Here is a 26,348-nt window from a genome sequence, read left to right as displayed (position 1 = left end):
GTGCCTGTATGAGGCCCGCCGGTAGCGTCTAGCAACATCTCGGTCCTTATGAACCTTAGGAGTGTCGATGCCGACGATCGCCTTGGTCGATGATGACCGCAACATCCTCACATCGGTTTCCATCGCGCTCGAGGGGGAAGGCTATCGGGTTCAGACTTACACCGACGGCTCGACCGCGCTCGACGGGTTGAAGACCAATCCGCCAGACCTCGCGATTTTTGATATCAAGATGCCGCGCATGGACGGCATGGAGCTGTTGCGGCGGCTGCGGCAGAAGTCCGATCTGCCGGTCATCTTCCTCACCTCGAAGGATGAGGAGATCGATGAATTGTTCGGCCTCAAGATGGGCGCCGACGATTTCATCCGCAAACCCTTCTCGCAGCGTCTGCTGGTCGAGCGCGTCCGCGCTATCCTGCGCCGCGCCAACCCCAAGGAAGCGGCGGCGCAAAAGGAGTCCGAGGCCAAGATCCTCGAGCGCGGCCTGCTCAAGATGGACCCCGAGCGCCATACCTGCACCTGGAAGAACGAGCCGGTGACGCTCACCGTGACCGAGTTCCTCATTCTTCAGGCGCTGGCGACCCGGCCCGGCGTCGTCAAGAGCCGCAACGCGCTGATGGATGCCGCCTATGACGATCAGGTCTATGTCGATGACCGCACGATCGATAGCCACATCAAGCGCCTGCGCAAGAAGTTCAAAATCGTCGACGAGGAGTTCGAGATGATCGAAACCCTTTACGGCGTCGGTTATCGATTCAAGGAATGAACGCGGCGATCTGAATGAGCGTCGAAGCGCACGAGCAGTTCGAGCAAGTCCTCGAAGCCCCGCGCAAGCGCAACCTCCGGCGCAGCCTCGCGTGGCGGTTCTGGCGGCGTTTCCGCACGCTTGAGCAGGCGGTCGCGATCCGCTTCTCGTCCTCGCTCACCCGCCGCATCGTCGTGCTCAACCTCGGCGGCCTCGTCGCGCTGCTGCTCGGCTTCCTCTATCTCAACCAGTTCCGCGAAGGTCTCATCGACGCGCGGGTGCAGAGCCTGCAGGTGCAGGGCGAGATCATCGCCGCGGCTGTCGCCGCTTCGGCAAGCGTCGCGACGGACGCAATCACCGTCGATCCGGAAAAGCTGCTGCAACTCATCCCCGGTAAAGGTGGCGCGCCCGACGAGAGCCGCCCCTCGCTCGAATTTTCCATAAATCCGGAGCGTATCGGTCCGGTGCTGCGCCGGCTCGTGTCGCCGACCCGCACCCGCGCCCGCATCTACGACCGTGACGGCTATCTGCTGCTCGATTCACGCGCGCTCAGCGCGCGCGGCGACATTCTGCGTCTCGATCTGCCGCCGCAGAACGAGGATACCGGCAACTGGCTGGACCGGATCTGGGCGGCGATGAAGCGCTCCTTCACCTATAACGAGCTGCCGCTCTACGAAGATATCGGCATGGCCAACGGCAATACCTATCCGGAAGTTGCCCGTGCGCTCTCCAACGAGGCCAAATCCGTCGTGCGGATGAACGCCAGGGGCGAGACGATCGTCTCCGTCGCCGTGCCGATCGAACTTCTGCACACCGTGGGCGGCGCGCTTCTGCTCTCGACGCAAGGCGGCGATATCGACGCGATCATCGCCTCCGAGCGCTGGGCGATTATCCGCGTCTTCCTGGTTTCGGCGGCGATCATGCTGCTGCTGTCGCTGCTGCTTGCGGGCACGATCGCCGGGCCGATGCACCGGCTGGCGGAAGCCGCCGAGCGGGTGCGGCGCGGCATCAAATCGCGCCAGGAGATTCCCGATTTCACCAACCGCAGCGACGAGATCGGCCATCTCTCCGGCGCGCTGCGCGACATGACGCGGGCGCTCTATCATCGCATGGACGCCATCGAGAGCTTCGCCGCCGATGTGGCGCACGAATTGAAAAATCCGCTCACTTCCCTGCGCAGCGCTGTCGAGACTCTGCCGATCGCCCGCACGGAGGACGCACACAAGCGCCTTCTCGCCATCATCCAGCACGACGTGCGCCGGCTCGACCGGCTGATCAGCGATATTTCCGATGCTTCGCGCCTCGATGCCGAACTCGCCCGTGCCGACATGGAGCCGGTCAATCTGGCGCGTATCGTCGGCACGGTCGTCGAGATCGCCAACCATGTCGAGCAGGAGAGCGCGCGCGTCATGCTCGATATTGCCGCGCCCGGCCCCGGCGAGGACGCACGCAAGAACGGCTTTTTGATTCTCGGTCACGACTCGCGTCTGGGTCAAGTTCTCAACAACCTGATCGACAACGCCAAATCCTTTTCCCAGCCGGGCGGCAGCGTCCGCGTCAGCCTGCGTCCGGCCAAAGCGGCGCTCGCCAACGGCACGCTGGCCGATGGCTTCGAGGTTATCGTCGATGACGATGGGCCGGGCATTCCCGCCGACGCCTTCGAGCGCATTTTCGAGCGCTTCTACACCGACCGGCCGAATCAGGGCTTCGGTCAGAATTCGGGCCTCGGCCTCTCCATCTCGCGCCAGATTATCGAGGCGCACGGCGGCCGTATCCGGGGGATGAACCGTATCGCCGCGGGTGCAGACGGCGCGCCGCGGATTCTGGGCGCGCGCTTTGTTGTCTGGATACGGGCGGCGCGGTGAGCGTTGGCGGAGCCGCCCCGGCGCCGGTCGCGATTTACGCCAGCGCGGTCGCGGTGGGAGAGGCCGGAATTCTCATCCGTGGGGCTTCCGGCGCGGGCAAGAGCAGCCTGGCGCTGGCCTTGCTGGAGGCGGCGCATCAAATGGGCCGGTTCGGCGCCCTGATCGGCGATGACGTGGTTCATCTCTTCGCAAATCACGGACGCTTGATCGCCCGCGGCCATCCGGCGGTGCACGGCAAAATCGAGCGCCGTGGCCAAGGCATCGTCGAGATCGGCGCGGAATCCGCCGCCGTGGTCCGGCTCGTCGTCGATCTTCTCCCACCGGATCAGGCGGCGCGCTATCCGGACCCGGTCAACCCTTATGTTACGCTTTGCGATGTAGAATTGCCGCTCTTGCGCTTGCGCGCCGGCGGCGGCGCCACCGATTCGGCGCTGGCGGCTGTGGCATGGCTTCGACAATTTGGGACAATCTGAGGCGGGAGGCTGTCATTTCACTTGCGAATTTCGCCGCGCTGCACAAGATGGCGTCCCCATCGCGACTTGGAAATTTCGCGCCCCAGCAGCCTGGACCTGGACTTGAATTTTGCGTCGGTTTTCAACGTCAAGGATCAAAGGGCAGGAAATGAACGGCGGCATTAGCGTCTTTCGATTGTCCTTGCTCGGTGCGCGGCATGGCCGCGGCTTGAAACGGTGCTGTCAATGATCGGGATGGTGCTGGTCACCCACGGCCATTTGGCGACCGAGTTCCGCGCCGCGCTGGAACATGTCGTCGGCCCGCAGAAGCAGATCGCCACCGTTTCCATTGGACCCGAGGATGATATGGAGGAGCGCCGCCGGGATATTCTCGCGGCGGTCAGGCAGGTCGATCACGGCATGGGCGTCGTGGTCTTGACCGATATGTTCGGCGGTACGCCGTCCAATCTGGCGATTTCAGTGATGAACGGCGGTCAGGTCGAGGTCGTTGCCGGCATCAACCTGCCCATGCTCATCAAGCTTGCCTCGATCCGCGACGCGCTGAGCCTCGACCAGGCGGTGCTTCAGGCGCAGGACGCCGGCCGCAAATATATCTATGTCGCCAGCCGCGTGCTTGGGGGCAAATGAACGAGGCCCGGCAACCCCTTCCCGAGATCGACGACGGTACGCTTGTGCGCGAACTGCCGATCATCAATCGTAAGGGCCTGCATGCGCGCGCGACCGCGAAATTCGTCCAGTGCGTCGAGCAGTTCGCGGCCGATGTCACTGTGAGCCGCGCCGGCGAGACGGTCGGCGGCACCTCGATCATGGGCATATTGACGCTCGGCGCCGGCATTGGCTCGACCATCATCGTCACGGCCAGGGGGAAGGAAGCCGCTGAAGTCCTCGACGCGCTCGAAGCGCTGATCGCCAACAGATTCGGCGAAGACGAATAATGACGGAACTCCGCCAGGCCCTTCACAGGCTGGGCGTCGAGACGTACGGCCAAGGGCTTGTCGAGATCACCAAGCCGATCAAGGATTGGCTGTCGCATCTCGATATCGAAGACGGGCTGCTGACGCTCTTCTGCCGGCACACCTCCGCCTCGCTGCTCATCCAGGAAAATGCCGATCCCGATGTGTGCCGTGATCTCGAAGCCTTCTTTGCGCGGATCGCGCCGGAGGACGGCAACCTCTACGTCCATAACGCGGAAGGCCCCGACGACATGCCGGCGCATATCCGCGCCGCGTTGACGCAGACGCAGCTTTCGATCCCCCTGCATGGCGGCAAGCTCCTGCTCGGCACCTGGCAGGGCGTCTATCTCTTCGAACATCGCCGCGCGCCGCATCACCGTGAAGTCGTGCTGCATCTCATCGGGGAATAGCATCGTTGCGAGGCGCGCAAGCGCAGCGCCGAAGCAATCCAGCCCTATTTCGATTCTGGATTGCCGCGCTTCGCTCGCAATGACGTGGCGAGCAAATCCGGCCGCCGCGCCGCGGTCAGCGCCTGTGCTTCGGCTTCGCGCCAGGCAGCGATCTTCGCATGATCTCCCGAGAGCAGGACCTCCGGCACCGCGCGGCCCTCGAAGGTGCGCGGCTTGGTATAGTGCGGATATTCGAGCCGGCCGTTCTCGAAACTCTCCTCGGCACCTGATTCCAGCTTGCCCATGACGCCGGGCAGCAAACGCACGGCGGCGTCGAGCAGCACCAAAGCCGCAAGCTCGCCGCCGGAGAGTACGTAATCGCCGATCGAAATCTCTTCGAGATCACGCGCTTCGATCGCCCGCTCGTCGATGCCCTCGAAACGGCCGCAGACGAGTGCGACGCCGGGGCCGTCCGCGAGTTGGCGCACGCGAGCCTGCGTCAACGGCTTGCCGCGCGGGCTCATCAGCAGGCGCGGCCGCGCATCGTCCGGCGCCAGTGCGGCGTCGAGGCTCGCGGCGAGCACGTCGGCCCGTATCACCATGCCGGCACCGCCGCCGAAGGGCGTGTCGTCCACGCTGCGATGCTTGCCGAGGCCGTGGGCACGGATGTCGATCGCCTCAAGGCTCCAGATGTCGCGCTTCAGCGCATCGCCGGCGAGCGAAAGCCCAAGCGGCCCCGGAAACATTTCGGGAAAGAGCGTGAGGATAGTTGCGCGCCACATCAGCGGAACGTGTCCAGATCGTCGCCCTCGGGGACGGCCTCGATCTCGATTGGCGGCACGATGAGAAGACGCTTTGCCGCAAGATCGACCGACGGCACGCAGGCCGTGGTGAACGGCAGCAGCAAAGTTTCGCCGCCGCCCGCGGGCGCGATTTCGAGAATATCGCCGCCGCCGAAATTCAGCACATTCAGCACGCGGCCAATCTCCGTGCCGGCGCCGTCGACAGCGGCGAGGCCGATGAGATCGGCGTGGTAGAATTCGCCCTCCGCCGCCGCGGGCAGCGCCGCGCGGGGAAGATAAAGCTCGAGATTGTTCAGCGCCTCGGCCGCGTCGCGTGTTGAAATACCGACGAAACGCGCAATAAAAATATTGTCCTTCACCCGTCGCAGCGTCGCGATCTCGAAGCGCCGTTTGCCGTCTGCATCCTGCAGCGCGCCGTAATCGCCGATCGCTTTGGGATCTTCGGTGAAGGAGACGAGGCGCACCTCGCCCTTGATGCCATGCGCCGCGCCGATCCGCCCGACGAGCACAAGATCGTGCGCCGGGGGCGGGACGGGGCGGCTCGGCGTCACGTTCAGGCCGCCGGTGCGGCTTCTTCGGCGGCGCCGGCCTTGGCGGCGGCGGCTGCGGCGCGCTCCTGCGCCTTCTTCTTCGGCAGTGCCTTCTCCGGGTTATTCTGCGCTTCGCGCTTCACGGCGCCAAGCCCGTCGAGCAGGCGTGCGACGCGATCCGTCGGCTGCGCGCCCTTGGCGATCCAGGCCAGAGCCTTTTCAGTGTCGAGCACCAGCCGGTCGGCGGCGTCCTTCGGCTTTACCGGATCGAACGTGCCGAGCTTCTCGATGAAGCGGCCGTCACGCGGCATGCGTGAATCGGCGACGACGACACGATAGAAGGGGCGCTTCTTGGCGCCGCCACGTGCGAGACGAATTTTCAGAGACATTTTGCGTTTTCCTTTCTAACGAACAAACCTGTTATTTCTTCTTCCCCCCGAAGGGGTTGAATCCACCGCCGCCGAGACCGGGCAAACCGCCCGGCAGCTTGCCGCCGCCGAGACCCGGCAGGCCGGGAAGGCTCTTCGGCGGATTGTTCAAGAGGCCCTGCGGCAGCTCCGGCAGTTTTGGCATGCCGCCACCAAGCCCGAAGGCCGAGGCCATTTGCGAGAGCGGGCCGCGCTTCGCGGAGCCAAGCTGTTTCATCATGTCGGCCATGCCGCGATGCTGCTTCAACAGCCGGTTCACGTCCTCGACCCTTGTGCCGGAGCCGGCGGCGATACGCTTCTTGCGCGAGGCCTTGAGGATGTCGGGGTTGCGCCGCTCCTGCGGCGTCATCGAGAAGATGATGGCACGCTGGCGCTTGATGACCTTGTCGTCGAGATTGGCGGAGGCGATCTGGTCTTTCATCTTGGCCATGCCGGGCAGCATGCTCATAATGCCGCCGAGGCCGCCGATTTTCTCGACCTGCGCAAGCTGATCCGACAAGTCCTCGAGGTCGAACTTGCCCTTGCGCATCCGCTCGGCGATCTTCTGCGCCTTCTGCGCGTCGATCGTCTGCGCCGCCTTCTCGACCAGCGAAACGATGTCGCCCATGCCGAGGATGCGGTTGGCGATGCGGTTGGGATGGAAATCCTCCAGCGCATCCATCTTCTCGCCGGTGCCGAGCAGCTTGATCGGCTTGCCGGTGACGGCGCGCATCGACAGCGCCGCGCCGCCACGCCCGTCGCCGTCGACGCGGGTGAGCACAATGCCGGTGATGCCGACGCGATCGTCGAAATTCTTGGCGAGATTGACGGCGTCCTGGCCGGTGAGGCTGTCGGCGACGAGCAGGATTTCATGCGGGTTCGCGGCCCGCTTGATCTCCACCATCTCGGCCATCAGGGCCTCGTCGATATGGGTGCGGCCGGCGGTGTCGAGCATCACCACGTCATAACCTTGCAATCGCGCGGCCTCTTCGGCCCGCTTGGCGATCTGCACCGGCGTCTGCCCGGCGATGATCGGCAGCGTATCGATGCCGACCTGCCGGCCGAGGACGGCGAGCTGCTCCTGCGCCGCCGGGCGCTTCACGTCGAGCGAGGCCATCAGCACGCGGCGCTTCTGGAGTTCGGTGAGGCGCTTGGCGATCTTGGCGGAGGTCGTCGTCTTGCCGGCGCCTTGCAGGCCGACCATCATGATGGCGACGGGGGGCGGTGCGTCGAGGTCGATCGGCTGCGCGTCCGAGCCGAGGGTCTCGATCAAGACGTCGTTGACGATCTTGATGACCATCTGGCCGGGCGTGACCGACTTGACGACATTGGCCCCGACGGCGCGGTTCTTCACCTTGTCGACGAAGGAGCGCACGACATCGAGCGCGACATCGGCCTCGAGCAGGGCGCGGCGCACCTCGCGCAAGGCGAGGTTCACATCCTCTTCCGAGAGCGTGCCGCGACGGGTCAGCCCGTCCAATATGCCAGAGAGCTTTTCCGAAAGCCCTTCGAACATGCCATCTATCCTTCAGCCTGAGGGGACCTCAAGCAAACGCTGCCCTTGCGGCCTTTATCTGACCGGCGCAATCTGACTGGCGCCGAAATACGTCCAACACCAAACGCGCCCGGGGGCGCAACGCGCTGCCGGACGAGAACCGCCTGCCTCAAGGGCCGGTCGGCTGATTGGACTTTCATCTCTTGCGAGAACAGGGGCTTTTAGGCTCCGGCCCCGGCCGAGTCAAGAAATCCCCGGCTCTCCGCGCTTGCGCCCGAGCCGGCGCTGGTGGGCCCAGATGAAGAGGCATAGCGCCGCGACCGGCAGCCCGATGAGCGACGTCGAGGCGAAGAATTTGGCGAAGCCGATGTCTTTCACCGCGAAGCCCGAGAGGCCGCCGAGAAACTTGCCGAGCAGCGCATAGAGCGAGCTCAACAAGGCATATTGGCTCGCGGCGTAGGCCGGCGAGGTCAGCGACGACATATAGGCGATGAGCGCCGCACCGGCGAAATTGCCGGCGAAATTCTCGACACTGACCGAGAGCGCCAGCAGCGGCAGGCTCTTGCCCGTCGCGGCGAGCAGTGCGAGGCAGAGATGCGAGGCGGCAGCGGTGACGCCGCCGATCAGCAGTGCCGGCATCAAGCCGATGCGGGTGATCGCAAAGCCCCCGGCAAAGGCGCCGGCGATACCGATCCAGATGCCATAGACTTTCGACATGGTGGCGATCTGGCTCTTCGAGAAGCCGAGGCCAATGTAGAGCGGGTTCGCCATCACGCCGCTCAGGAAATCCGGCAGGCGGTAGAGCGCGACGAGCAGCAGGATCGCGGCGAGCATCGGTCCGAAGCGCTGCCAGAGATCGGTCAGAGGCGCGATGAATTTCTCGGCGGCCGAAGCGCCATCGACGCTCACGCGTTCGGGCAGGCGCGGCGACAGGAGGCAGGCGATCATGCCGACCAGCATCAGCACCGCCATGATGAGATAGGCCGCCCGCCAGCCGGAATAATCGGCGATGTAGAGCGCCCCCGCGCCAGCTGCGATCAAGCCAAACCGATAGCCAAGATTATAGGTCGCCGCCATGATGCCCTGCCGCTCGGGGGGGGCGGAATCGATGCGCCAGCCGTCGATGACGATATCCTGCGTCGCGGCGGCGAAGGCGGTGATGGCGGCGCGGACGATCAGCCCGAAAAGCGAATGCGCCGGATCGGCGAAGGCAAGCGCGACGAGTCCGCCCGCGACGCCGATTTGCGCGGCGAGCAGCCAGGCGCGGCGGCGCCCCAGGACTTTGGCGAGCCAGGGCAGATCGACTTCGTCGATGATCGGCGCCCAGAGGAATTTCAGCGAATAGCAAAGGCCGACCCAGCTCAGGAGGCCGATTTCCTCGATCGGTATTTTCGCCTCGGCGAGTCGTGCCGCCTGCGTGCCGAGGATGAGCAGGAAAGGCAGGCCGGAGGAAAAGCCGAGCGCCAGCATCAGCGCGAGGGTCGGATCGGCGGCAATGTCGCGAAGCTTCGTGCGAGCGGTCATGTGATCGCAGTTTACGCGCGAAAGCCCTCCGAGCAAATTCGATGCGGCTTATCGGTCGAGGCTTTTGATATAGGCGACGATATCGGCGATCTCAGCGCGTGTCAGGGCCATGTCCGGCATCCTTGGATGCGACGTGGCGAGAAAATCCGAAAGCACCTTCTCCGTGAGCTTTTCCTGATGGGCGACGAACACGAAGCTCGGCACGTCGGAACTGACCGGCTTCTGGTCGGGCGCCACCTGATGGCAGCCGGCGCACCAGCGTTTGACGATGGTCTGGCCCTGCGCGGGATCAGGTGGCGTCGCGGCCAATGCCGGCAGTGCGAAAATTGTAATGAAGTCGAAGCAGATGAGACGTGAAATCAATCGGAGCATGGCGGACAATCCAGCCTGGGTCCGATCTCGATAGCTGGCGCGCGCCCTTCTCGCGATGCGCCAGATCAAATGCGCCTAGGCTTGGGCCTCCGCCTCGAGCCGCGCCTTTTCCATCAAATCGACGAAGCGCTTGAAGAGATAATGGCTGTCCTGCGGGCCGGGCGAGGCCTCGGGATGATGCTGCACGGAAAAGGCCGGCCGGTCGGTCAGCGCGATGCCGCAATTCGTGCCGTCGAAGAGCGAGCGATGCGTCTCCGTCGCATTGGCCGGCAGCGTGTCGCGATCGACGGCGAAGCCGTGGTTCATCGAGACGATCTCGACCTTGTTGGTGGTGAAATCCATCACCGGATGATTGGCGCCGTGGTGGCCCTGGCGCATCTTGACCGTCTGAGCGCCGATGGCGAGCGCCAGCATCTGATGGCCGAGGCAGATGCCGAAGGTCGGAATCCTTCGGTCGATCAGATCGCGGATCACCTGCACCGCATATTTGCCCGTTGCGGCGGGATCGCCCGGCCCGTTGGAGAGAAAGACGCCATCGGGCTGAAGCGCGACGATTTCCGCTGCGCTCGTCGCAGCGGGCACGATGGTGATGCCGCAGCCAAGATCGGCGAGCAGGCGCAGGATGTTGCGCTTGACGCCATAGTCGATGGCGACGACGTGGAATTTGTCGTGCGTGCGCCGGCCGTAGCCGTGCTCCGGGTCCCAGCTTGTCTCGTCCCATTCGGCGCACTGGGCGCTGGTCACGCTCGGCACAAGGTCCATGCCGACAAGCCCCGGCCATCCGGCGGCCCTGGCCTTCAGCGCGGCGATGTCGAAATTTCCGTCCGGCGCATGGGCGATCACGGCATTGGGCATGCCCTTGTCGCGGATGTAGGCGGTGAGCGCGCGCGTATCGATGCCGTAAAGGCCGATGACGCCGCGTGCCTTCAGCCATTGGTCGAGGTGGCGTGTGGCGCGGTGATTCGACGGGTCGGTGATCGGCGCATGGACGACAACGCCGCAGGCGGCGGCCGCCGCGGCGAGATTGCTCGTCTCAATATCTTCCTCGTTGGTGCCGACATTGCCGATATGCGGGAAGGTGAAGGTGACGATCTGCCCGGTGTAGGAGGGGTCGGTGAGGATTTCCTCATAGCCCGTGATGGCGGTGTTGAAGCAGAGCTCGCCAACGGCTTCGCCGGTCGCGCCGAGGCCGAAGCCCTCCAGCACCGTGCCGTCGGCGAGGACGAGCCGCGCGGTCTTCAGCGGTTTTGTCCAGCCTTCCGGAGTGCCGGCCGGTTTGTCTTGCTGCCCAGTCATGCCTGCTTTACACCCTCTGCGGCGGCGGTTTCGCGGGTCTAAGTGGCCCGGCGCGCGCCGTCGGTCAATGCGGTTATTTGGTAGATAGGGTCGAACGTGGCGATACGCGAGGAACTGACGAGCGAATTGAAGACGGCGATGAAGGCGGGCGACAAGCGTCGCGTCGATACGATCCGCCTCGTCAATGCCGCGCTGAAGGATCGCGACATCGACGCGCGGGGACAGGGCAAGACTGTTTCCGACGACGATATTCTGGCGCTTCTCCAGAAGCTGGTGAAAAGCCGGCAGGAATCGGTCGAAATCTACGACAAGGCCGGCCGAGTCGATCTCGCGACGCAGGAGCGCGAGGAAATCGCCGTCATCCAGACCTTCCTGCCGCAGGCCCTGAGCGCAGAGGAGACGGAGGCCGCCATTGCTGCCGCCATCGCTGAGACTGGCGCCGCCTCGATCAAGGATATGGGCAAGGTCGTCGGGGTGCTGCGGGGCAAATATGCCGGCCGGCTGGACATGGCCAAGGCGAGTGCCGCGGTGAAGGCCAAGCTCGGGGGCTAAGGCAATACAAGCCGTGGCGTCATTGCGAGCGAAGCGAAGCAATCCAGCCTTGGAAGGGTGAATTCACTGTTGTTTGTGGTGATCGGTGAAGCAGCCGAGCGTTTATATTATGGCCAGCCAGCGCAACGGGACGCTCTATACAGGCGTAACATCTGACCTCGCGCGCCGCGCATTTCAGCACCGAGAAGGGCTAATTTCCGGGTTTACCAAGCAATATGGCTGCAAGCTTCTTGTTTGGTACGAGCATTATGAGCGCATGGACGAAGCCATAGCGCGGGAGAAGCAGGTAAAAGCCGGGTCACGCGCCAAAAAGCTCGCGTTGATTGAGACTGTGAATCCTCAATGGAACGATCTCTATGAAGAATTGAGCCGATGATCTTGGCCGTCCGCCCGTTGGCGCGTTCTTCTGGATTGCTTCGCTTCGCTCGCAATGACGGTAAGCTCACAGCACGATCGGCCGCAGATCGCCGATCTCGCGCCCGCCCGGCAGCAGGCCGCGCATCCGCCCGCTGATGCGCGGTTTCTTCTGGTCGCCCTCGATCCGGAACAGATTATACCCGGCGCGGTGGTTGTGCGTGCCGTGGTTGGCCGAGGCGGAGGCGACGCCGATGACCGGCACCTGATGATCGGGCCCCGGGATATGCGTCACCGAAAGCCGGTGATTATGGCCGTGGAGCACGAGTTCGGCGCCGTGGCGGCGGATCATCGACTCGAACAGGGCCGCGTCGGACAGCATGCGGCCGAATTTCGCGCCGTTCCGGTGTGGCGGATGGTGGATTAGGACGACGCGGATCAACCCGTCGCGGCCCGTTTGGTCGAGCAGATCGCCGGCAGCGGCAAGCTGGGGCCGCCCGACCCGGCCCGAGGCGATCAGCGGCGCGGTTGGCACGGCGGAGGAGAGGCCGATGATCGCCACGCTCTCGCGTATCCGCAGATAAGGAAAGCCCGGCGCGCCGGAATCGCCCTGCGTCCAGGGCGCGAAAGTGCTCGCGAGATAGGGCAGCGACGATCTGACATAGGCATCGTGGTTGCCGGGCACGAAACTCACGTCGTGCGGGCTGCCGAGCGTTTCGAGCCAGGCGCGGGCCGGCGGAAATTCGGCCTTGAGACCGATGTTGAGGATATCGCCGGTCATGGCGATATGGCCGGGGTGTTGCGCCTTGAGATCGGCGACGAGCCGGTTCAGCACGTCCATGTCGTGGACGAGATGACGGCCACGGGTCCAGTTGACGTAGCCGGTCAGCCTTTTGCCCAGCAGCTCGCGGTTTCGCGGGCGCGGCAGCGGGCCAATATGTGCGTCGGACAGATGGGCAAGCAGCAGGCTCAACAGGACTCCAGGCGCATTGGATAGCTGTGGTTCGGATCGAACCCGATCCAAACCACAGAATGCCGCCTGTTTTCAATGTTTGGCATCAGAGCGCTGGAGAAACCAACGAGCGCACTGAATTCGCCCCGGGGTTGTTATGTTTTTTTGATCGCATCGGATTTATCCGAAAACCGCTGCGCGCTTTTCGGTCCGATGCTCTAGGCGTTGCCGATCAGAATGCCGGTCAGCAGAACGATGACGCCGCCAAGGACGATCTGGAAGATCGCCTGCAGCAGCGGCGTGTCCATATAATGCGCCCGAACCCAGGCGATGGCCCAAAGCTCGAAGAAGACCACGATTCCGGAAATCCCGGTCGCGATCGCAAAGGCATTCGGCAGCGAATTGGGAACGAGATAGGGCAGCGTATGGCCGAGACCGCCGAGGGCGGTCATGGCGCCGCAGATCGGTCCGCGCAGCCAAGGGGCGCCGCGCCCGCTGATCGCGCCGTCGTCGGAGAGCGCTTCGGCGAAGGCCATGCTGATCCCGGCGCCGATGGAGGCCGCGAGGCCGACGAGGAAGGTCGACCAATTGTTGTGGGTGGCGAAGGCCGCAGCAAAGAGCGGCGCGAGGGTCGAGACCGAGCCGTCCATCAAACCGGCGAGCCCCGGCTGTACATATCGCAGAATGAAGTTGCGCCGTTGGCGGGCATCTTCCTTCTGAAGCTCCTGCGGGGTCAGATATTCGGTCTCGACATCGGCCGCGATCGCTTCGTGGCCCTTCTCGATCTCGGCCAGATCACCGAGTAATTTCCTGATCGCCGGGTCTTTGGCCTGCGAGGCGGCTTTGATGTAGAAATTATAGGCCTCGGTCTCGCGCAACGCGACTTCAGAGCGGATTTGCGAAAGCGGCAGGTTGCGCACCAGCCAGATTGGCCTCCGCTTCATGAAGCCGGAGACATCGGCGCGGCGAATCGGCAGCAGGTTCTTGCCGAATTTCTCACGATAGGTTTTGAGCAGCGTGTCATGGTGCGACTGCTCGACGTCGGCCATTTCGGCAAACATCTTAGCGGTGCCGGGATAGCGTTCGCCCAGATCCTCGGCGAACGCCGAATAGACGCGATGGTCGTCGTCCTCCGCGTCGATCGCCAGAGCCAGGATTTCGCGCTCGGTGAGTTGCGAGAAAGGTTTCAAGAATTTTTCCTGAGAATGATGACTGCCTGTCGATATATTTAGAATAATTCTAATTTATATGAAAGCTTTGGGCTCTGGCAACCCGGCCTTAAAAGGCGTGGATGCCCATTTATTTCCGTCACATCGCTGAGCGGTTGCGATTGCGCGTGCTGAGCCTTTTGCGGCCGCCGCGGCTTGGCGTCCGCTGCCTCCTGATTGCAGAGAACGCTGGGCCGCCCCAAGTCCTTTTGGTCCGCCATACGTATATTGAGGGCTGGTACATGCCAGGTGGCGGCGTCGACCCCGGCGAGTCGGCGCTGGAGGCAGCGGCGCGGGAACTGCGCGAGGAAACGGGATTCGAGACTATCGAACCACCGAAACTCTACGGCTTCTATTTCAAGCGCGGCAGCCGCGATCATGTCGCTCTCTATATCGTGCGTGCGTTTCGCAGCGCCGGGCCGCGTGCGCCGGATTTCGAAATCGCCGAAATGCGCTTCTTCCCGCACGATGCTCTGCCGGACGGCACCAGTCCCGCTACCCGGGCGCGCATCGCCGAAATTTTCGCCGAAGCTCCGCCGGTCGACACATGGTGAGGAATTTGCTGCGCTAGGCTTTGCAAGGTAATAGGCAGCCGCCATGGCTGATCTCTCGCTCATCCTCGCGCCCCAGACGGCGGCCGATCAGGCTACGATCGACAAGCTCGACGAGCGTGTCTTCGGGCCCGGCCGGTTCGCGCGTTCGGCCTATCGTTTGCGCGAAGGTGTCCCGGCGGATTTGCGGCTCTCCTATGTCGCCCGCGTCGGCACCTATCTCGTCGGCGCCAATCGCATAACCCATATCCGTTGCGGCGAGACGCCGATCCTTCTGCTCGGTCCGCTGAGCGTCGAGCCGGCCTTCCGCTCGTCCGGCATCGGCGAAGCGCTGGTGAACAAGTCTCTGGAGGCGGCCCGCGCCGCGGGTCACAAGCTCGTCATCCTTGTCGGCGATCTCGCCTATTATCAGCGGATGGGCTTCCGGCTGGTGCCGGAAGGGCGGCTCGTCTTTCCGGGGCCGGTCGATCCCGCGCGGCTGCTGTATTGCCCGCTGACCGATGACGGTCTCGACAGCATCGGCGGCCGCGTGACCCGCGCGCGCCTCGGCTGAAACCCCATCAGGATTGCGGCCCGACGATGATCGTCGCGACCGGCGCGCCGGGGATGTTCTCGTCCCTGGGATTGAGCCCGGCGCGCTGCAACGCCAGAAAGATCGAGGAATCGGCGGGGACCCCGTGATCGTAAGCGACGGTCAGGCCCGTCGTGCCGGGTTCGACGGAATTGCGTTGATCGTCGGCGACCCAGGCACCCGCCGCGCGTAGCGCCGAGGCGAGTGCCCCAGCGAAATCGTGCGGCTCGCCCTGATGCGGCGAAACGATCGAGGCTTTCGCCTCACGCAGCACGAAACGTTTGATGATGTCGCGCTGATGGGTGTCGAGGCCGCGCGCGCGAGGCTCCGCGCTTGCGCCGGCCAGGAGGGGGACGAGCGCCGGGAGAAGCGCGAGGAGAAGAACACGCGGCGGCATCCCTCCATCTTAGACCCACAAGTCCCGATTGTCGCATGGCGCGGCAGCCGCGCTGTTGCGGCTGAATACGTCCCCCTTTTGCGGCTGATTGGTGCCAAGGGGCATCATTGACCCTGTTTCTGAGAGTCTCTTTTAGATAGCGCCGGGCGGCGCAAGCGGCCTCCCGCGGTGAGCCTGAGGCTCATCCTCAAGATGATTTTTTGGTTGTGCGGGCCGCTGTCGAATTCCCGCTTGTAATTTTCTTCTAACTAAGGTTAGTTTCGTAATAGGAAACTAACCCGGGACGGAGATGGGCCGCGATGTGTGGCATTGTTGGGTTATTTTTGAAGGATGCCTCGCTTGAGTCTGAGCTGGGGCATCATCTGTCGGTGATGCTGGAGACGATGACGGCGCGCGGACCTGACAGTGCCGGGTTTGCGGTGTACGGCGGCGGCGAGGCGGGGCGGACCAAGGTGACGCTGCGGGCGCCGGCCGGGTTCGACGATTTCGCGGCTTTGGAGACGGCACTGGGGGCGGGGGCGCGGCTGACGCGGCGCGGCAGCCATATCGTCGTGAGCGTGCCGACGAACCAGCTCGATGTCATCCTGCAGAAGATCAAGACGGCGGCGCCGGCGCTGGCGGTGAGTTCCGTCGGCGCGCATATGGAGCTTTATAAGGAGGTCGGCCTGCCGGCGGATGTGGCGAGCCAGTTCAAGCTCTCCGAGATGGCCGGCACGCATGGCATCGGCCATACGCGCATGGCGACGGAATCGGCGGTGACCACGGCGGGGGCGCATCCGTTCTCGACTGGCAAGGATCAATGCCTCGTCCACAACGGCTCGCTGTCGAACCACAATCAGGTGCGCCGCCGGCTGATCCGCGAGGGGATCCCGTTTGCGACCGAGAACGACACCGAGGTTGCGGCGGGCTATCTGTCCTGGCGGCTGGCGGAGGGCGACAGCCTCGGCGAGGCGCTCGAATCCTCGCTGAAGGACCTCGACGGTTTCTACACTTTCGTCGTCGGCACCGACACCGGCTTCGGCGTGCTGCGCGATCCGATCGCCTGCAAGCACGCGGTGATGGCCGAGACGGACCAGTATGTGGCCTTCGGCACCGAGTACCGGGCCTTGAGCGCTTTGCCCGGCATCGAGAGCGCGAACATTTTCGAGCCCAATCCCGCCACCGTCTATTTCTGGAACCGCGCGGCATGAACATCCGATCCCAGACACAGACCAAGGACACGGCCGACACGGCCTTCGCCCGGACCATCGATCTCGACACGAGTTCGGTGCGCGAGCTGAACCAGTTTCTGCACGACTTGCCACGCGCTCTGCCGCCGGGCAGCAATGCGACGGCGCTGCGGGTGCTCAATCCGCGCGGCGTGCATGCGGTGGCGGCGGGGGTCGATGCCGATGTGACCATCGAGATCGCCGGCGACGTCGGCTATTATTGCGGCGGCATGAACCAGCACGCCACGATCCTGATCGACGGCAGCGCCGGCATCGGCCTCGGCGAGAACATGATGTCGGGCCTCATCCATGTGCGCGGCAATGCCAGCGATTCGCTCGGGGCGACGGCGCATGGCGGCACCATCATCGTCGACGGCAATGCCTCGGGGCGCTGCGGCATTTCGATGAAGGGCGTCGATATCATCGTCAAGGGCTCGATCGGGCCGATGTCGGCCTTCATGGCGCAGGCCGGGACGCTGGCGGTGTTCGGCGATGTCGGCGAAGCCTTCGGCGATTCGCTCTACGAGGCCCAGCTCTATGTGCGCGGCAGCGTCGCCAGCCTTGGCGCCGATTGTATCGAGAAGCCGATGGAGGAGGCGCACCGCGCGGCGCTTTACGCCAAGCTCGCGCAGCAGGGCCTCGCCGGCGAGGTCGATGTCGGCACGTTCCGGCGCTACGGCTCGGCCCGCACGCTCTATCACTTCCATGTCGACAATGCGGGGGCTTATTGATGAACGAGCAAGTCAAGATCCCGCGCACCACGCCGCGTTTTTCGGCGACCTTCGATCCCCATACCCTGTCGGAGATCCGCCGCGCCGCGGCGACCGGCATCTACGATATCCGCGGCGGCGGCTCGAAGCGGCACCTGCCGCATTTCGATGACCTGCTGTTTCTCGGCGCTTCTATGTCGCGCTATCCGCTTGAGGGCTACCGGGAGAAGTGCGGCACCTCGGTGACGCTCGGCACCCGCTTCGCCAAGAAGCCGATCGAACTGAAGATCCCGATCACCATCGCCGGCATGAGCTTCGGCTCGCTGTCGGCGCAGGCCAAGGAAGCGCTGGGGCGCGGCGCCTCGCTCGTCGGCACCTCGACGACGACCGGCGACGGCGGCATGACGCAGGAAGAGCGCGGCCATTCCAATATCCTCGTCTATCAATATCTGCCCTCGCGCTATGGCATGAACCCGGACGATCTGCGCAAGGCGGATGCGATCGAGGTGGTGGTCGGACAGGGCGCCAAGCCCGGCGGCGGCGGCATGCTGCTCGGCCAGAAGATCTCGCCGCGGGTTGCGCAGATGCGCACGCTGCCGGAGGGGATCGACCAGCGCTCGTCCTGCCGGCACCCCGACTGGACGGGTCCCGACGATCTCGAGATCAAGATCGAGGAACTGCGCGAGATCACCGATTGGGAGAAGCCGATCTATGTGAAGGTCGGCGCCTCGCGGCCCTATTACGATATCGCGCTGGCGGTGAAGGCGGGGGCGGATGTCATCGTCCTCGACGGCATGCAGGGCGGCACGGCGGCGACGCAGGAAGTATTCATCGAGCATGTCGGCATCCCGACGCTGGCGGCGATCCGCCCGGCGGTGCAGGCGCTGCAGGACCTCGGCATGCACCGCAAGGTGCAGCTCATCGTCTCCGGCGGCATCCGCAACGGCGCCGACGTCGCCAAGGCGCTCGCGCTCGGGGCCGACGCGGTCTCGATCGGCACCGCCGCGCTGGTCGCGCTCGGCGACAACGATCCGCATTGGGAATCCGATTACGAGATGCTGGGCACGGTCGCCGGCGCCTATGACGACTGGCACGAGGGCCGCGATCCCGCCGGCATCACCACGCAGGACCCCGATCTCGCCAAACGGCTCGATCCGATCGGCGCCGGGCGCCGCCTCGCCAACTTCCTCTCGGTGCTGACGCTCGAAACCCAGACGATCGCCCGCGCCGCCGGCAAAAGCCACGTCCATAACCTCGAACCCGAAGACCTCGTCGCCCTCACCGTCGAGGCCGCCGCCATGGCCGGCGTGCCGTTGGCCGGGACGAATTGGATACCAGGCGCGGAAAAACGCTGATGCATGACACAAGATTGGACGGCGGTTTCATCACAACGAATAAAAATCCAGAGGAAACACAAATAATGACAACACCGCTTTCAGGAATCGCCAAGGAGCGCGGAATCAAGAATTTCCTCGTGTCCTACACGGACCTTTTCGGCCACCAGCGCGCCAAGCTCGTGCCGGCGCGCGCCATCGACAAGATGGCGAAAGAGGGCGCGGGTTTCGCCGGCTTCGCCACCTGGCTCGATATGACGCCCGCCATGCCCGACCTGTTCGCGGTCCCCGATCCCGAGAGCCTTATCCAGTTGCCGTGGAAGCCTGAAGTCGCCTGGCTCGCCGCCGATCTCTACATGGAAGGCAAGCCGGTCGATCAGGCCCCGCGCAATACGCTGAAACGCCTCACCGCGCGGGCGAAGGAGCTTGGCTATGAGATGCGCGCCGGCGTCGAATGCGAGTTCTTCCTGCTGACGCCGGACGGCGGCGCCATTTCGGACGCGTCGGACAAGCAATCGAAGTCTTGTTACGACCAGCAAGCGCTCATGCGCCGCTATGACGTGATCTCGGAAATCTCGGCGGCGATGGAGGGCCTAGGCTGGAATCCCTATCAAAGCGATCACGAGGACGCCAACGGCCAGTTCGAGATGAACTGGGAATATGACGAGGCGCTCAAGACGGCCGATCGTCATTCATTCTTCAAATATCTGGTCAAGTCGCTGGCGGAAAAGCACGGGTTGCGGGCGACCTTCATGCCCAAGCCCTTCCTCAACCTCACCGGCTCCGGTTGTCATTCGCATGTCTCGCTCTGGCGCGGCGAGGAGAATGCTTTCGAGGACGAGAACGGCGAACTTGGCGTGTCCGAGCTTGGCTATCGCTTTCTCGGCGGTCTCATGGAACACGCGGACGCTTTGTGCGCGCTGACCAATCCCGCGGTCAATTCCTACAAGCGACTCAGCGCGCCACGGACGCTGTCGGGCGCGACCTGGTCGCCCAGCTCGATCACTTATACTGGCAACAACCGCACGCACATGATCCGCATTCCGGACAGCGGGCGCTTCGAATTCCGCCTGGCGGACGGCGCCGCCAATCCCTACCTGCTGCAATCGGCGGTCCTCGTCGCGGGTCTCGACGGCGTGAAGTCGAACCGCCATCCCGGCGCGCGTTCCGACTTTGACATGTATGCGGAGCCGCACAAGGTCAACGGCGCCAAGAAGCTGCCGCAAAATCTTCTCGACGCGCTGCGCCTCTTCGAGAATTCCAAAGTCATCCGCGAAGGTCTCGGTGATTCCTTCGTCGATTCCTACGCCAAGCTGAAACATCAGGAATGGCAGGAATACACCCGTCACCTCAGCGACTGGGAACGCGATAACTCAATGGATTGCTGAGGCCGCGAGGCGGGATGCACTTCGGCCGGGGTTACGCTCCGGTCGTGCCCTCACCGCGGTTTGACAAACCGCAGCGTGAGCCTGTCGGATTCGCCGATCGCTTCATATTGCGCGTGGTCGACGCTGCCCAACGCATAGGTGGGCGGCAATGTCCAAACGCCTTTCGGATGATTGTGGTCGTCTTTCGGATTGGCGTTGACCGGGCTCTCGCCGTCGAACTTGAACCCCGCAGCCGTAGCCAGCCGGATAATAGTCGACCGCTTGATGTAGCCGCTGCTGATTTCGAGGCCGCCAGCGGCATCCTCCGGCAGGCGATGATCTTCCACGCCCAGCACGCCACCGGGCTTCAGCGCCCGGTAGGCATCCGCGAAAAATTGCGCCGATGCGGCGTCTCCGGCCTTCAGAAAATTATGGACGTTGCGGAACGTCAGAACGACATCCGCGCTTCCCGGCGGCGCGATGTCCGAGACTTTGCCAACTTGCAGCGTCGTGAGGATGGCTTTGCCAAAGCGTGGGGAATCCTTGGCGAAGAGAGCGACGATCGCATCGTGACCCTTTCCGGGGGGCACGGCCGCGATATATTTGCCGTGATCCCGGAGCAGCGGGGCCAAAATCTCGGCGTACCAGCCGCCGCCCGGCCAAATCTCCGCCACTGTCTGGTCAGGCTTCACGCCGAAAAACGTCAGCGTCTCGACGGGGTGCCGATAGATATCGCGCGCGATGTTTTTCGGGCTGCGCTGCGGGCTTGCGACCGCCGTTTTGATTGCGTTCTCCGCTGTCGCCGCGCCGACAGAGTCAGCTTGTGCGATGACGGGCGCGAGAGAAAGAACGAAGGTGATCGCGAAAGGCGTAAGGCGCAATTTATCTCTCCAGCCTGAACACTGAGACGAAAGGTGACGGCTCCGTATTCCACTAAATTTGTAGAATAATGCAAATTGCGAATCTGTGAAGAAGGTCTGCAAAGATCGCGCTTTATTTCTCAGGCGACGGCCGCGGAAAGAATATCGTCACCTTTCCGGGCAGAGACACGACGATATTCGTATCCACTCGCTGACATGGGCGCTATGGCGCCTTACACTGCACGCGGCGCTGACGGGGGACACCGCATCTTGATCGTTCTTTATTCCTATCCAACATTGTTCGGCGTCGCCGACAACAATGGATACGGGTTGAAGGTCTTTGCCTTCTTGCGGCTTGTGGGTTTGCCCTTCAGGCACGAGCACGTTTTCGACGCATCGCATGCTCCACGCGGGCAATTGCCTTACATCGTCGATGACGGCGAAACCATCGGCGACAGCAATACCATTATCGCTCATCTTATTTCCAAATATCGCCTGATGATCGATGCGGCGCTCGATGCCCGTCAACGGGACTTGAATCTGCTTGTCGTTCGTCTGTTGGACGATCTCTATTGGGTGATGTCTTATTCGCGCTGGAAAGACGAACGCTACTGGCCAGCGTTCAGCGCGGCGCTTATGCGCGAACATCCACACCTGACTGACGATGACATCGTTCAGGCGCGTGAGTTCAATTTGAAGAGGTACTATTTCCAGGGCATAGGCCGATATGAGCCGGATGCCGCCTATGCGCGCGGTCTCGCCGATCTCCATGTGCTGGCCGATTTAATCGCGCCCAACGACTATGTGCATGGGGCTAAGCCAACCAGTGTAGACGCCGCAATTTATGGCTTCGTCGCCAATATCCATTTCTACGATATCGACACGCCCTTGAAAGAGTTTGTTTCCGGGCACCCGGCTTTGGTGCGCCATTGCGAGGCGATCCACGAGGCCGTGAAACGCGGACTCTGAGTCGCAACGCGGTTCACGGGGTGCATTCGAAATGCAGGCTGGCTGCATACGCTGTGGCTCACCTCAAAAGGCGGGCATAGGGGCAATTTGCTTCGTGTCCACCATGGTCTCACCTACAAGATAGGTTTCTGATACGTAGCAGCGGCGGTCGCATTAGCCCAATCGAGTAGCCCCTTAAGGAAACGGGTAGCGGCAGCCATGAAATGGCTGCCGTTGTGATAAAAGGGGTCGAGTGTCGAAACGAGCAGGCGTCCCGGCGTCGAGACGCGATCTTCGTAAAGGAGTGCGCCCGGAGGATCGCCAAGCTGCGGATCGCCCGGAACCGTGACCAGGGCTTCTGCCCCCGGCGGCGGCAGAAGAATGCCGTGAAAATGCCAGATAGCGTCCTCGAATGGCATGTAATGAAAGAGTTCGTGATCGGGGCTCGCGAGTTGCTGCACCGGTACGGCGTCTTTCTCAAGCCACCACCAGTAATTTATCGGCCGTGGCAGCCAGCGCACACCGGGCGCCCACGTATAGGCTTCGGTTTGCCCCAGAACGATGAGCGTGCGTTTGCGGTCGAGAAAATCGAGCAGCACGGGCCTATGCGCGCGCAATAGCACCGGGTCGATTCGGTCCGGCACGATGAGCGTTGCAACATTGTCGAGATCGCCGGCGCGCAACTCGGGCGCGTAGATCACACGATCGAAGCGGTCGCGATAGCGCGCGCCGTGGATCGACTCGTGATGGTAGAAAGTGCCCCCGTCGAGTACGGCAAGAGTCATGAATTGCGCTTCCCTGCCGAGAGCCATGCGAACAATTGCGGGGCGAGCCGCCCTGCCGTGCTGGTGCCGTCGTCGAAGGCCCACAATTCGTTGCCGCCATGGAACAATACGCGTCCGCTACCGACCCGGTACATGAAATCGACCGGCCGCCGTGCGTCCCCGATCGAATGAATTACCTGCGCGCTAGGTGGCGGGGCATGCCAGCCGCGCGCATAAAATCCGGCGACGCCACGCCGCTGTGAAAGGTCTTCCGTCGCTACGCCGTCCCACACGGGATGCAGAGAGTCTCGGTAAACGATGAGATCGTCGCGACGGTAATCGGGGATCGGCTGAAACGGCGCAATCTGCGGCAGATAGGGGTAGGCGACATGGCCATTGGCGACAATCGTGCCGCCGCGTTCGAGATAGGCCGCGAGTTCGCCGGTGTGCGCTGCGAGCCGGCGCTGATCGGCGTGCATGCCGATCAGGATTGCGTCATAGGCATCGAGGGACTTAAACAGGTCGCTATAAATATTACCGATCGTAATCGGCGCGTCTGGCGTGGACCAGCATTGTATCTTTTCGATCGTCTCCTGCGCACCTGACGAGAGATAGAGAAGTTGTGCCATGCGAGCTTCCGTTCAACTCAACACGAAGAGGCTTACAGGCTCCTGGGCAAGCACGCGAGCCGCGATGGCACGCTTGAGTTGGCTGAACTCGGCGCGCTCCGCATCCGTTTTCTCTTTGATCGCGAGTAGCTCGAAGAAGCGTTGCGGCAGCACGTCCTCTTTCAGGCTAGCGCGGACTCTTCGCTCACCGAGCGAGACCACAAAACTGTAGGAGATGTCAGCCTGCGGGTTCAGCCGGGCGTCGGGCAGAGATCGATCGACGACATAGGCGTTTCGTGTCACGGCGCGCGTCACGAATTCGAAGGCATCTCTCACGCCCGGGCCCGGGTGGCCGCTGGTGATGGATAAAGCCGCGCGCGGGGGCGGTCCATCCGGTGACAGGACGGGCAGAATCGCACGCAATGCCTGAAAGGTGATGGCGAGCATCGCCAGTGCGCTTTGGCCGTGATAGGCCGCGACGGCTTCATAGCCGATGATGATCGGCTCTTCCTCGCCGGCGATAGTGAGGGTTGGCGACGACATGCATTTGTCCTTGGTCGCAGAAAAGCGTGGCGAACGGTGTTCCCGGCCGCCACGCAATCCATCAGAATGTGTGCGTGACCTTAACGGTGAAATTGCGTCCCGGTTCAAGCAGCGGATTGGTCACGCTTCTGTCATAGGCGACATTTGCGAAGGTCGCGGCGTCGGCGTAGGCCGTATCGAAAATATTCTCGACGCCGAGCGAAAGCCTTGTGTCCCCGAGGGCCGGCGACACCAGCTTACCGAGTTGCAGCGTTGCATAGAGGTTCGCGACCGCATAGCCCGATGTCGACAGCTCCTGGCTTGGGTCGATCCGGGTTTTCGCCGCCGCCCAATTCACGACGCCTTCGACCGAATAGCCCGAATCCGGCGGCGCATACTGGATCCCCGTCCGGCCGCGTAGCGGCGAGATATAGGGCAGCGGCACGCCGGTTGTTGTGTTGGTCCCGCGTATGGCGGTGATATTGGCGAAAAGATTGATCGACGGCGTTGCCTGCCAACGTTCCTCGATCTCGATACCGTCGATTTGCGCGTCGCCGGCGTTCTGCTGCTGCGTGTAGGTATTGAGCCCGTCGTAGGTGACTGGCACGGTGAGTATGAGGTTCTGATAGACGCTGTGATAGGCCGTCGCGGTCAGCGTCGCGTCACCGGTGTGGAACCGGAATCCGCCTTCGTAAGTCAGGCCCGTCTCCGGCTTCAGATAGGGGTTCGGGATGGTCGAAGCGGTGGAGCTGAAAAGCTCCGTATCCGTCGGTTCGTGGAACGATGTCTGGATGTCGCCGATGAGATCGAACACCGGCAGAAGGCGGACGACCGCGCCGATGCTTTCGGTCGGCGCGACGCGGGAATTGTTTGCGGACTCATAGGCCGGCAACAGCGCCGGGGAGGCAAGCGGGCTCGTGGCCGACGACGTGTCGAAATAATCGACGCGCTGACCCGCCGAGAATGTCAACGGCGCGATCGGCGTCCATTCGGCGAGGCCGAAGACGCCGACATTCAACTGCTGCGAATTGGGGACGTTCTGCGCTTCGGGCGAAATTTTTATCGCGCCGGTCGCCAGGGTTTCGGTGGCCGAATATAAAGTGCTTCCCGGCCGATATTCGCGGAACGAATCGGCGCCGACCTTGAGATCGAGACGGCCCCAGCCCGGCCCGCTCAACGGCACCACGACGCCGAGGACGCGGCCGCCGACGGTCTCCGGACCGATCACATGGCTGTTCGAGTTGACGATCTTGGTCGCGCTGCTGGTGTTGAGCGTCAGCACATGGGTGTCGAAATAATCGATATATCCGGATGCTTCGATGTGCGAGAACGGCCCTTCAGCGAAATCGCCGGAATAATCGACACGGCCCATCATGAGATCATTCGGGCTTTGCCTCACTTGTAGATAGGGATAGCCGGGCGCGCCGCCGACGCCGCCGGCGCGGCCATCGGTTTCGATGCTCTCGTGGAACGTGCCGCTCAAATGCTGGTTTGCGACGGGCGTGTATTCGATCGTCAGTCCGGCATCGAGGTCGCGGTAGTCGCTGTTCCTGGCGAGACCGTTGGGAGTTTCATAAGAATTGGACTTCTGCTCGCCGATGCTTGAGCGGATGTTAAATCCGAGGCCCGCGGCCTCGACCCATTGATAATTGCTGAGCGCAGTGCCGTTCGAACCAAAGCCGAATGAAACGCCGCCGCCGGCGAATCTGAACGGCCCGTCTGGATCGGCTGTCGGATGGCGCATGATGACGTTGATAAGGCCGCCCATCGCGTCGCTGCCATAGAGGACCGAGGCCGGCCCGCGGATCACGTCGATCTGCTCGATCTCATCGGGCTGGAAATAGGCAAGCTGGAGCGTGTTGCGCCCTTGCAGCCGATCACCGTCAACGAAGAGCGGCACGCGCCAATTATTGGTGCTGAAGCCGCGCAGATAAATCTGGCCGCCGAGGCCGCCCGTCCGCGAAATTTCGACGCCGGGGACCTGTCCCAAAGCGTCCAGAAGCGTCGGGGGATTGGTCAACTCGAGCTGCTGACGATCAACCACGGAGACGTTCTGTGTCACCTGTCTAAGGCTTTTCGGCTTCGGCAGATTTCCGCCAATGGGGCCAACGATGGGATGTGCCTTGGATGGCGGACCACCCTGCGTCGTGACCTCGACTTGCGGCAGGGTCTGCGGGCGAGAAGTGCCTGCCTCCTGGCTTCGCGCAGCGTTCAGCGGCGTCAGCGCCGTCGTCGCCATCACGATACCCATAATATGCCAGCGGTTGAGCCTCGCGCGCGCTATGCAACGCGACCGCGAATACTTTAGAGATGAACGCACTACCAAGCCCCCTTCGGCACGTTTAGTCACAATATTGTGCGACTAGATCTTGTTTGTAACAATTATAAATTAGGGGTTTTAGTAGAAATGCATTCTGAACTGTGCTGATACATCCCATGTAACTCATGAAAGCAAGTAATTTTTCCAAGAATTACTTTTGAATTATAATAGTTCTATTTAAGTGCCCTGCGTGAATTGATGCGCGAAACGAGGGATTCGAATGCTCTGGAATAGGTTGCGGCGCGGTCGTGGAGTTCTCCGCGTTCTGAGCTT

The 26,348-nt window shown here is 63.0% G+C and carries 30 protein-coding genes; 15 read left to right on the top strand and 15 right to left on the bottom strand.

The window, feature by feature from the left end; genetic code table 11:
• The first annotated feature begins 67 nt into the window (after window positions 1-67).
• From CWB41_RS02870 to CWB41_RS02845, 6 genes are all read left to right on the top strand, one after another.
• On the top strand, window positions 68-763 hold the full coding sequence (locus tag CWB41_RS02870; RefSeq protein WP_115837370.1) for a response regulator transcription factor: 696 nt from the start codon (window positions 68-70) through the stop codon (window positions 761-763).
• Between the two features lie 14 nt (window positions 764-777).
• Window positions 778-2,607 carry a stimulus-sensing domain-containing protein gene (locus CWB41_RS02865; protein WP_115837371.1) on the top strand — a complete coding sequence of 610 codons (1,830 nt, stop codon included), beginning with the start codon at window positions 778-780 and terminating at the stop codon, window positions 2,605-2,607.
• Window positions 2,604-3,080, top strand: coding sequence for an HPr kinase/phosphorylase (locus tag CWB41_RS02860; RefSeq protein WP_115837372.1), 477 nt, complete (start codon window positions 2,604-2,606; stop codon window positions 3,078-3,080). The genes CWB41_RS02865 and CWB41_RS02860 overlap by 4 nt, the downstream gene beginning before the upstream one ends.
• A gap of 225 nt (window positions 3,081-3,305) precedes the next feature.
• Window positions 3,306-3,707 carry a PTS sugar transporter subunit IIA gene (locus CWB41_RS02855; RefSeq protein ID WP_115837373.1) on the top strand — a complete coding sequence of 134 codons (402 nt, stop codon included), beginning with the start codon at window positions 3,306-3,308 and terminating at the stop codon, window positions 3,705-3,707.
• Window positions 3,704-4,015 (top strand): HPr family phosphocarrier protein, encoded by a 312-nt coding sequence (locus CWB41_RS02850; protein WP_115837374.1) that lies wholly within the window; start codon window positions 3,704-3,706, stop codon window positions 4,013-4,015. Before CWB41_RS02855 ends, CWB41_RS02850 begins: the two co-directional genes overlap by 4 nt.
• Window positions 4,015-4,443 carry a secondary thiamine-phosphate synthase enzyme YjbQ gene (locus tag CWB41_RS02845; RefSeq protein ID WP_115837375.1) on the top strand — a complete coding sequence of 143 codons (429 nt, stop codon included), beginning with the start codon at window positions 4,015-4,017 and terminating at the stop codon, window positions 4,441-4,443. The genes CWB41_RS02850 and CWB41_RS02845 overlap by 1 nt, the downstream gene beginning before the upstream one ends.
• Window positions 4,444-4,487: 44 nt before the next feature.
• Here the strand turns inward: CWB41_RS02845 and trmD are convergent, their stop codons facing one another.
• The 7 genes from trmD to carA form a co-directional block, all read right to left on the bottom strand.
• Window positions 4,488-5,204 (bottom strand): tRNA (guanosine(37)-N1)-methyltransferase TrmD, encoded by a 717-nt coding sequence (gene trmD, locus CWB41_RS02840; RefSeq protein ID WP_115837376.1) that lies wholly within the window; start codon window positions 5,202-5,204, stop codon window positions 4,488-4,490.
• Window positions 5,204-5,776: a ribosome maturation factor RimM gene (rimM, locus tag CWB41_RS02835; protein ID WP_115837377.1), complete on the bottom strand. Its 573-nt coding sequence runs from the start codon at window positions 5,774-5,776 to the stop codon at window positions 5,204-5,206. The genes trmD and rimM overlap by 1 nt, the downstream gene beginning before the upstream one ends.
• Window positions 5,777-5,778: 2 nt before the next feature.
• Window positions 5,779-6,144 carry a 30S ribosomal protein S16 gene (gene rpsP / locus CWB41_RS02830; protein WP_115837378.1) on the bottom strand — a complete coding sequence of 122 codons (366 nt, stop codon included), beginning with the start codon at window positions 6,142-6,144 and terminating at the stop codon, window positions 5,779-5,781.
• A 31-nt stretch (window positions 6,145-6,175) separates the two neighbouring features.
• Window positions 6,176-7,678, bottom strand: a complete 1,503-nt coding sequence (gene ffh, locus CWB41_RS02825) for a signal recognition particle protein (RefSeq protein WP_115837379.1) — start codon at window positions 7,676-7,678, stop codon at window positions 6,176-6,178.
• Window positions 7,679-7,900: 222 nt separating this feature from the next.
• Window positions 7,901-9,181: an AmpG family muropeptide MFS transporter gene (locus CWB41_RS02820; protein ID WP_115837380.1), complete on the bottom strand. Its 1,281-nt coding sequence runs from the start codon at window positions 9,179-9,181 to the stop codon at window positions 7,901-7,903.
• A 48-nt stretch (window positions 9,182-9,229) separates the two neighbouring features.
• Complete coding sequence (locus CWB41_RS02815) at window positions 9,230-9,553, bottom strand: c-type cytochrome (protein ID WP_115837381.1); 324 nt, start codon at window positions 9,551-9,553, stop codon at window positions 9,230-9,232.
• Window positions 9,554-9,628: 75 nt separating this feature from the next.
• On the bottom strand, window positions 9,629-10,849 hold the full coding sequence (gene carA, locus CWB41_RS02810) for a glutamine-hydrolyzing carbamoyl-phosphate synthase small subunit (RefSeq protein WP_115837382.1): 1,221 nt from the start codon (window positions 10,847-10,849) through the stop codon (window positions 9,629-9,631).
• Between the two features lie 138 nt (window positions 10,850-10,987).
• On the opposite strand from carA, the gene CWB41_RS02805 reads away from it, so the two are divergent.
• Both CWB41_RS02805 and CWB41_RS02800 read left to right on the top strand, forming a co-directional pair.
• Window positions 10,988-11,401, top strand: coding sequence for a GatB/YqeY domain-containing protein (locus tag CWB41_RS02805; RefSeq protein WP_425373907.1), 414 nt, complete (start codon window positions 10,988-10,990; stop codon window positions 11,399-11,401).
• Window positions 11,402-11,486: 85 nt separating this feature from the next.
• A complete protein-coding gene (locus tag CWB41_RS02800) occupies window positions 11,487-11,777 on the top strand; it encodes a GIY-YIG nuclease family protein (protein ID WP_181902983.1) in 291 nt (96 codons plus the stop codon).
• Window positions 11,778-11,843: 66 nt separating this feature from the next.
• On the opposite strand, the gene CWB41_RS02795 is transcribed toward CWB41_RS02800, so the two are convergent.
• Together CWB41_RS02795 and mbfA are read right to left on the bottom strand one after the other, a co-directional pair.
• Window positions 11,844-12,728 (bottom strand): metallophosphoesterase family protein, encoded by an 885-nt coding sequence (locus CWB41_RS02795; protein WP_115837383.1) that lies wholly within the window; start codon window positions 12,726-12,728, stop codon window positions 11,844-11,846.
• Between the two features lie 197 nt (window positions 12,729-12,925).
• Complete coding sequence (gene mbfA / locus CWB41_RS02790) at window positions 12,926-13,897, bottom strand: iron exporter MbfA (protein WP_115837384.1); 972 nt, start codon at window positions 13,895-13,897, stop codon at window positions 12,926-12,928.
• A gap of 101 nt (window positions 13,898-13,998) precedes the next feature.
• Here mbfA and CWB41_RS02785 point away from each other — a divergent pair, with 101 nt between their 5' ends.
• Entirely contained in the window at window positions 13,999-14,469 is a 471-nt protein-coding gene (locus CWB41_RS02785) for an NUDIX domain-containing protein (protein ID WP_115837385.1), read from the top strand.
• A 43-nt stretch (window positions 14,470-14,512) separates the two neighbouring features.
• Entirely contained in the window at window positions 14,513-15,019 is a 507-nt protein-coding gene (locus CWB41_RS02780; RefSeq protein ID WP_115837386.1) for a GNAT family N-acetyltransferase, read from the top strand.
• Window positions 15,020-15,026: 7 nt separating this feature from the next.
• On the opposite strand, the gene CWB41_RS02775 is transcribed toward CWB41_RS02780, so the two are convergent.
• Window positions 15,027-15,434, bottom strand: a complete 408-nt coding sequence (locus CWB41_RS02775) for a hypothetical protein (protein ID WP_115837387.1) — start codon at window positions 15,432-15,434, stop codon at window positions 15,027-15,029.
• Between the two features lie 299 nt (window positions 15,435-15,733).
• Here CWB41_RS02775 and CWB41_RS02770 point away from each other — a divergent pair, with 299 nt between their 5' ends.
• The 4 genes from CWB41_RS02770 to glnT all read left to right on the top strand — a co-directional run bounded on the left by CWB41_RS02770 (window position 15,734) and on the right by glnT (window position 20,074).
• On the top strand, window positions 15,734-16,624 hold the full coding sequence (locus CWB41_RS02770; protein WP_115837962.1) for a class II glutamine amidotransferase: 891 nt from the start codon (window positions 15,734-15,736) through the stop codon (window positions 16,622-16,624).
• The gene (locus CWB41_RS02765; RefSeq protein ID WP_115837960.1) at window positions 16,621-17,373 is read left to right on the top strand and encodes a GltB/FmdC/FwdC-like GXGXG domain-containing protein; all 753 of its coding nucleotides are present in this window, start codon (window positions 16,621-16,623) and stop codon (window positions 17,371-17,373) included. Before CWB41_RS02770 ends, CWB41_RS02765 begins: the two co-directional genes overlap by 4 nt.
• Window positions 17,373-18,707 carry an FMN-binding glutamate synthase family protein gene (locus CWB41_RS02760; protein ID WP_129396382.1) on the top strand — a complete coding sequence of 445 codons (1,335 nt, stop codon included), beginning with the start codon at window positions 17,373-17,375 and terminating at the stop codon, window positions 18,705-18,707. The genes CWB41_RS02765 and CWB41_RS02760 overlap by 1 nt, the downstream gene beginning before the upstream one ends.
• Before the next feature lie 65 nt (window positions 18,708-18,772).
• Window positions 18,773-20,074, top strand: coding sequence for a type III glutamate--ammonia ligase (gene glnT, locus CWB41_RS02755; protein WP_115836306.1), 1,302 nt, complete (start codon window positions 18,773-18,775; stop codon window positions 20,072-20,074).
• A 50-nt stretch (window positions 20,075-20,124) separates the two neighbouring features.
• On the opposite strand, the gene CWB41_RS02750 is transcribed toward glnT, so the two are convergent.
• Window positions 20,125-20,934: a class I SAM-dependent methyltransferase gene (locus tag CWB41_RS02750; protein ID WP_115835529.1), complete on the bottom strand. Its 810-nt coding sequence runs from the start codon at window positions 20,932-20,934 to the stop codon at window positions 20,125-20,127.
• A 249-nt stretch (window positions 20,935-21,183) separates the two neighbouring features.
• On the opposite strand from CWB41_RS02750, the gene CWB41_RS02745 reads away from it, so the two are divergent.
• Complete coding sequence (locus tag CWB41_RS02745; RefSeq protein WP_115836307.1) at window positions 21,184-21,882, top strand: glutathione S-transferase C-terminal domain-containing protein; 699 nt, start codon at window positions 21,184-21,186, stop codon at window positions 21,880-21,882.
• A gap of 113 nt (window positions 21,883-21,995) precedes the next feature.
• Here CWB41_RS02745 and CWB41_RS02740 read toward each other — a convergent pair whose 3' ends face one another.
• The 4 genes from CWB41_RS02740 to CWB41_RS02725 all read right to left on the bottom strand — a co-directional run bounded on the left by CWB41_RS02740 (window position 21,996) and on the right by CWB41_RS02725 (window position 26,006).
• Window positions 21,996-22,646 carry a hypothetical protein gene (locus CWB41_RS02740; RefSeq protein ID WP_115835530.1) on the bottom strand — a complete coding sequence of 217 codons (651 nt, stop codon included), beginning with the start codon at window positions 22,644-22,646 and terminating at the stop codon, window positions 21,996-21,998.
• On the bottom strand, window positions 22,643-23,254 hold the full coding sequence (locus CWB41_RS02735) for a hypothetical protein (RefSeq protein WP_115835531.1): 612 nt from the start codon (window positions 23,252-23,254) through the stop codon (window positions 22,643-22,645). Before CWB41_RS02735 ends, CWB41_RS02740 begins: the two co-directional genes overlap by 4 nt.
• A 12-nt stretch (window positions 23,255-23,266) precedes the next feature.
• Window positions 23,267-23,776 carry a hypothetical protein gene (locus tag CWB41_RS02730; RefSeq protein WP_115835532.1) on the bottom strand — a complete coding sequence of 170 codons (510 nt, stop codon included), beginning with the start codon at window positions 23,774-23,776 and terminating at the stop codon, window positions 23,267-23,269.
• Between the two features lie 61 nt (window positions 23,777-23,837).
• Window positions 23,838-26,006: a TonB-dependent receptor plug domain-containing protein gene (locus tag CWB41_RS02725; protein WP_115835533.1), complete on the bottom strand. Its 2,169-nt coding sequence runs from the start codon at window positions 26,004-26,006 to the stop codon at window positions 23,838-23,840.
• Window positions 26,007-26,348: the final 342 nt, after the last annotated feature.

This window comes from Methylovirgula ligni (assembly GCF_004135935.1).
Classification (GTDB): Bacteria; Pseudomonadota; Alphaproteobacteria; order Rhizobiales; family Beijerinckiaceae; genus Methylovirgula; species Methylovirgula ligni.
This window is presented reverse-complemented; position numbering and strand designations above follow the sequence as displayed.

What these genes read in the sequence shown, in the direction of transcription:
- CWB41_RS02870 (WP_115837370.1), top strand. Translation starts at nt 68, where the DNA reads ATGCCGACGATCGCCTTGGTCGATGATGACCGCAACATCCTCACATCG.
- CWB41_RS02865 (WP_115837371.1), top strand. Translation starts at nt 778, where the DNA reads ATGAGCGTCGAAGCGCACGAGCAGTTCGAGCAAGTCCTCGAAGCCCCG.
- CWB41_RS02855 (WP_115837373.1), top strand. Translation starts at nt 3,306, where the DNA reads ATGATCGGGATGGTGCTGGTCACCCACGGCCATTTGGCGACCGAGTTC.
- CWB41_RS02850 (WP_115837374.1), top strand. Translation starts at nt 3,704, where the DNA reads ATGAACGAGGCCCGGCAACCCCTTCCCGAGATCGACGACGGTACGCTT.
- CWB41_RS02845 (WP_115837375.1), top strand. Translation starts at nt 4,015, where the DNA reads ATGACGGAACTCCGCCAGGCCCTTCACAGGCTGGGCGTCGAGACGTAC.
- trmD (WP_115837376.1), bottom strand. Translation starts at nt 5,204, where the DNA reads ATGTGGCGCGCAACTATCCTCACGCTCTTTCCCGAAATGTTTCCGGGG.
- rpsP (WP_115837378.1), bottom strand. Translation starts at nt 6,144, where the DNA reads ATGTCTCTGAAAATTCGTCTCGCACGTGGCGGCGCCAAGAAGCGCCCC.
- ffh (WP_115837379.1), bottom strand. Translation starts at nt 7,678, where the DNA reads ATGTTCGAAGGGCTTTCGGAAAAGCTCTCTGGCATATTGGACGGGCTG.
- CWB41_RS02820 (WP_115837380.1), bottom strand. Translation starts at nt 9,181, where the DNA reads ATGACCGCTCGCACGAAGCTTCGCGACATTGCCGCCGATCCGACCCTC.
- CWB41_RS02815 (WP_115837381.1), bottom strand. Translation starts at nt 9,553, where the DNA reads ATGCTCCGATTGATTTCACGTCTCATCTGCTTCGACTTCATTACAATT.
- carA (WP_115837382.1), bottom strand. Translation starts at nt 10,849, where the DNA reads ATGACTGGGCAGCAAGACAAACCGGCCGGCACTCCGGAAGGCTGGACA.
- CWB41_RS02805 (WP_425373907.1), top strand. Translation starts at nt 10,988, where the DNA reads ATGAAGGCGGGCGACAAGCGTCGCGTCGATACGATCCGCCTCGTCAAT.
- CWB41_RS02785 (WP_115837385.1), top strand. Translation starts at nt 13,999, where the DNA reads ATGCCCATTTATTTCCGTCACATCGCTGAGCGGTTGCGATTGCGCGTG.
- CWB41_RS02780 (WP_115837386.1), top strand. Translation starts at nt 14,513, where the DNA reads ATGGCTGATCTCTCGCTCATCCTCGCGCCCCAGACGGCGGCCGATCAG.
- CWB41_RS02775 (WP_115837387.1), bottom strand. Translation starts at nt 15,434, where the DNA reads ATGCCGCCGCGTGTTCTTCTCCTCGCGCTTCTCCCGGCGCTCGTCCCC.
- CWB41_RS02770 (WP_115837962.1), top strand. Translation starts at nt 15,734, where the DNA reads ATGTGTGGCATTGTTGGGTTATTTTTGAAGGATGCCTCGCTTGAGTCT.
- CWB41_RS02765 (WP_115837960.1), top strand. Translation starts at nt 16,621, where the DNA reads ATGAACATCCGATCCCAGACACAGACCAAGGACACGGCCGACACGGCC.
- CWB41_RS02760 (WP_129396382.1), top strand. Translation starts at nt 17,373, where the DNA reads ATGAACGAGCAAGTCAAGATCCCGCGCACCACGCCGCGTTTTTCGGCG.
- glnT (WP_115836306.1), top strand. Translation starts at nt 18,773, where the DNA reads ATGACAACACCGCTTTCAGGAATCGCCAAGGAGCGCGGAATCAAGAAT.
- CWB41_RS02740 (WP_115835530.1), bottom strand. Translation starts at nt 22,646, where the DNA reads ATGACTCTTGCCGTACTCGACGGGGGCACTTTCTACCATCACGAGTCG.
- CWB41_RS02735 (WP_115835531.1), bottom strand. Translation starts at nt 23,254, where the DNA reads ATGGCACAACTTCTCTATCTCTCGTCAGGTGCGCAGGAGACGATCGAA.
- CWB41_RS02730 (WP_115835532.1), bottom strand. Translation starts at nt 23,776, where the DNA reads ATGTCGTCGCCAACCCTCACTATCGCCGGCGAGGAAGAGCCGATCATC.
- CWB41_RS02725 (WP_115835533.1), bottom strand. Translation starts at nt 26,006, where the DNA reads ATGGGTATCGTGATGGCGACGACGGCGCTGACGCCGCTGAACGCTGCG.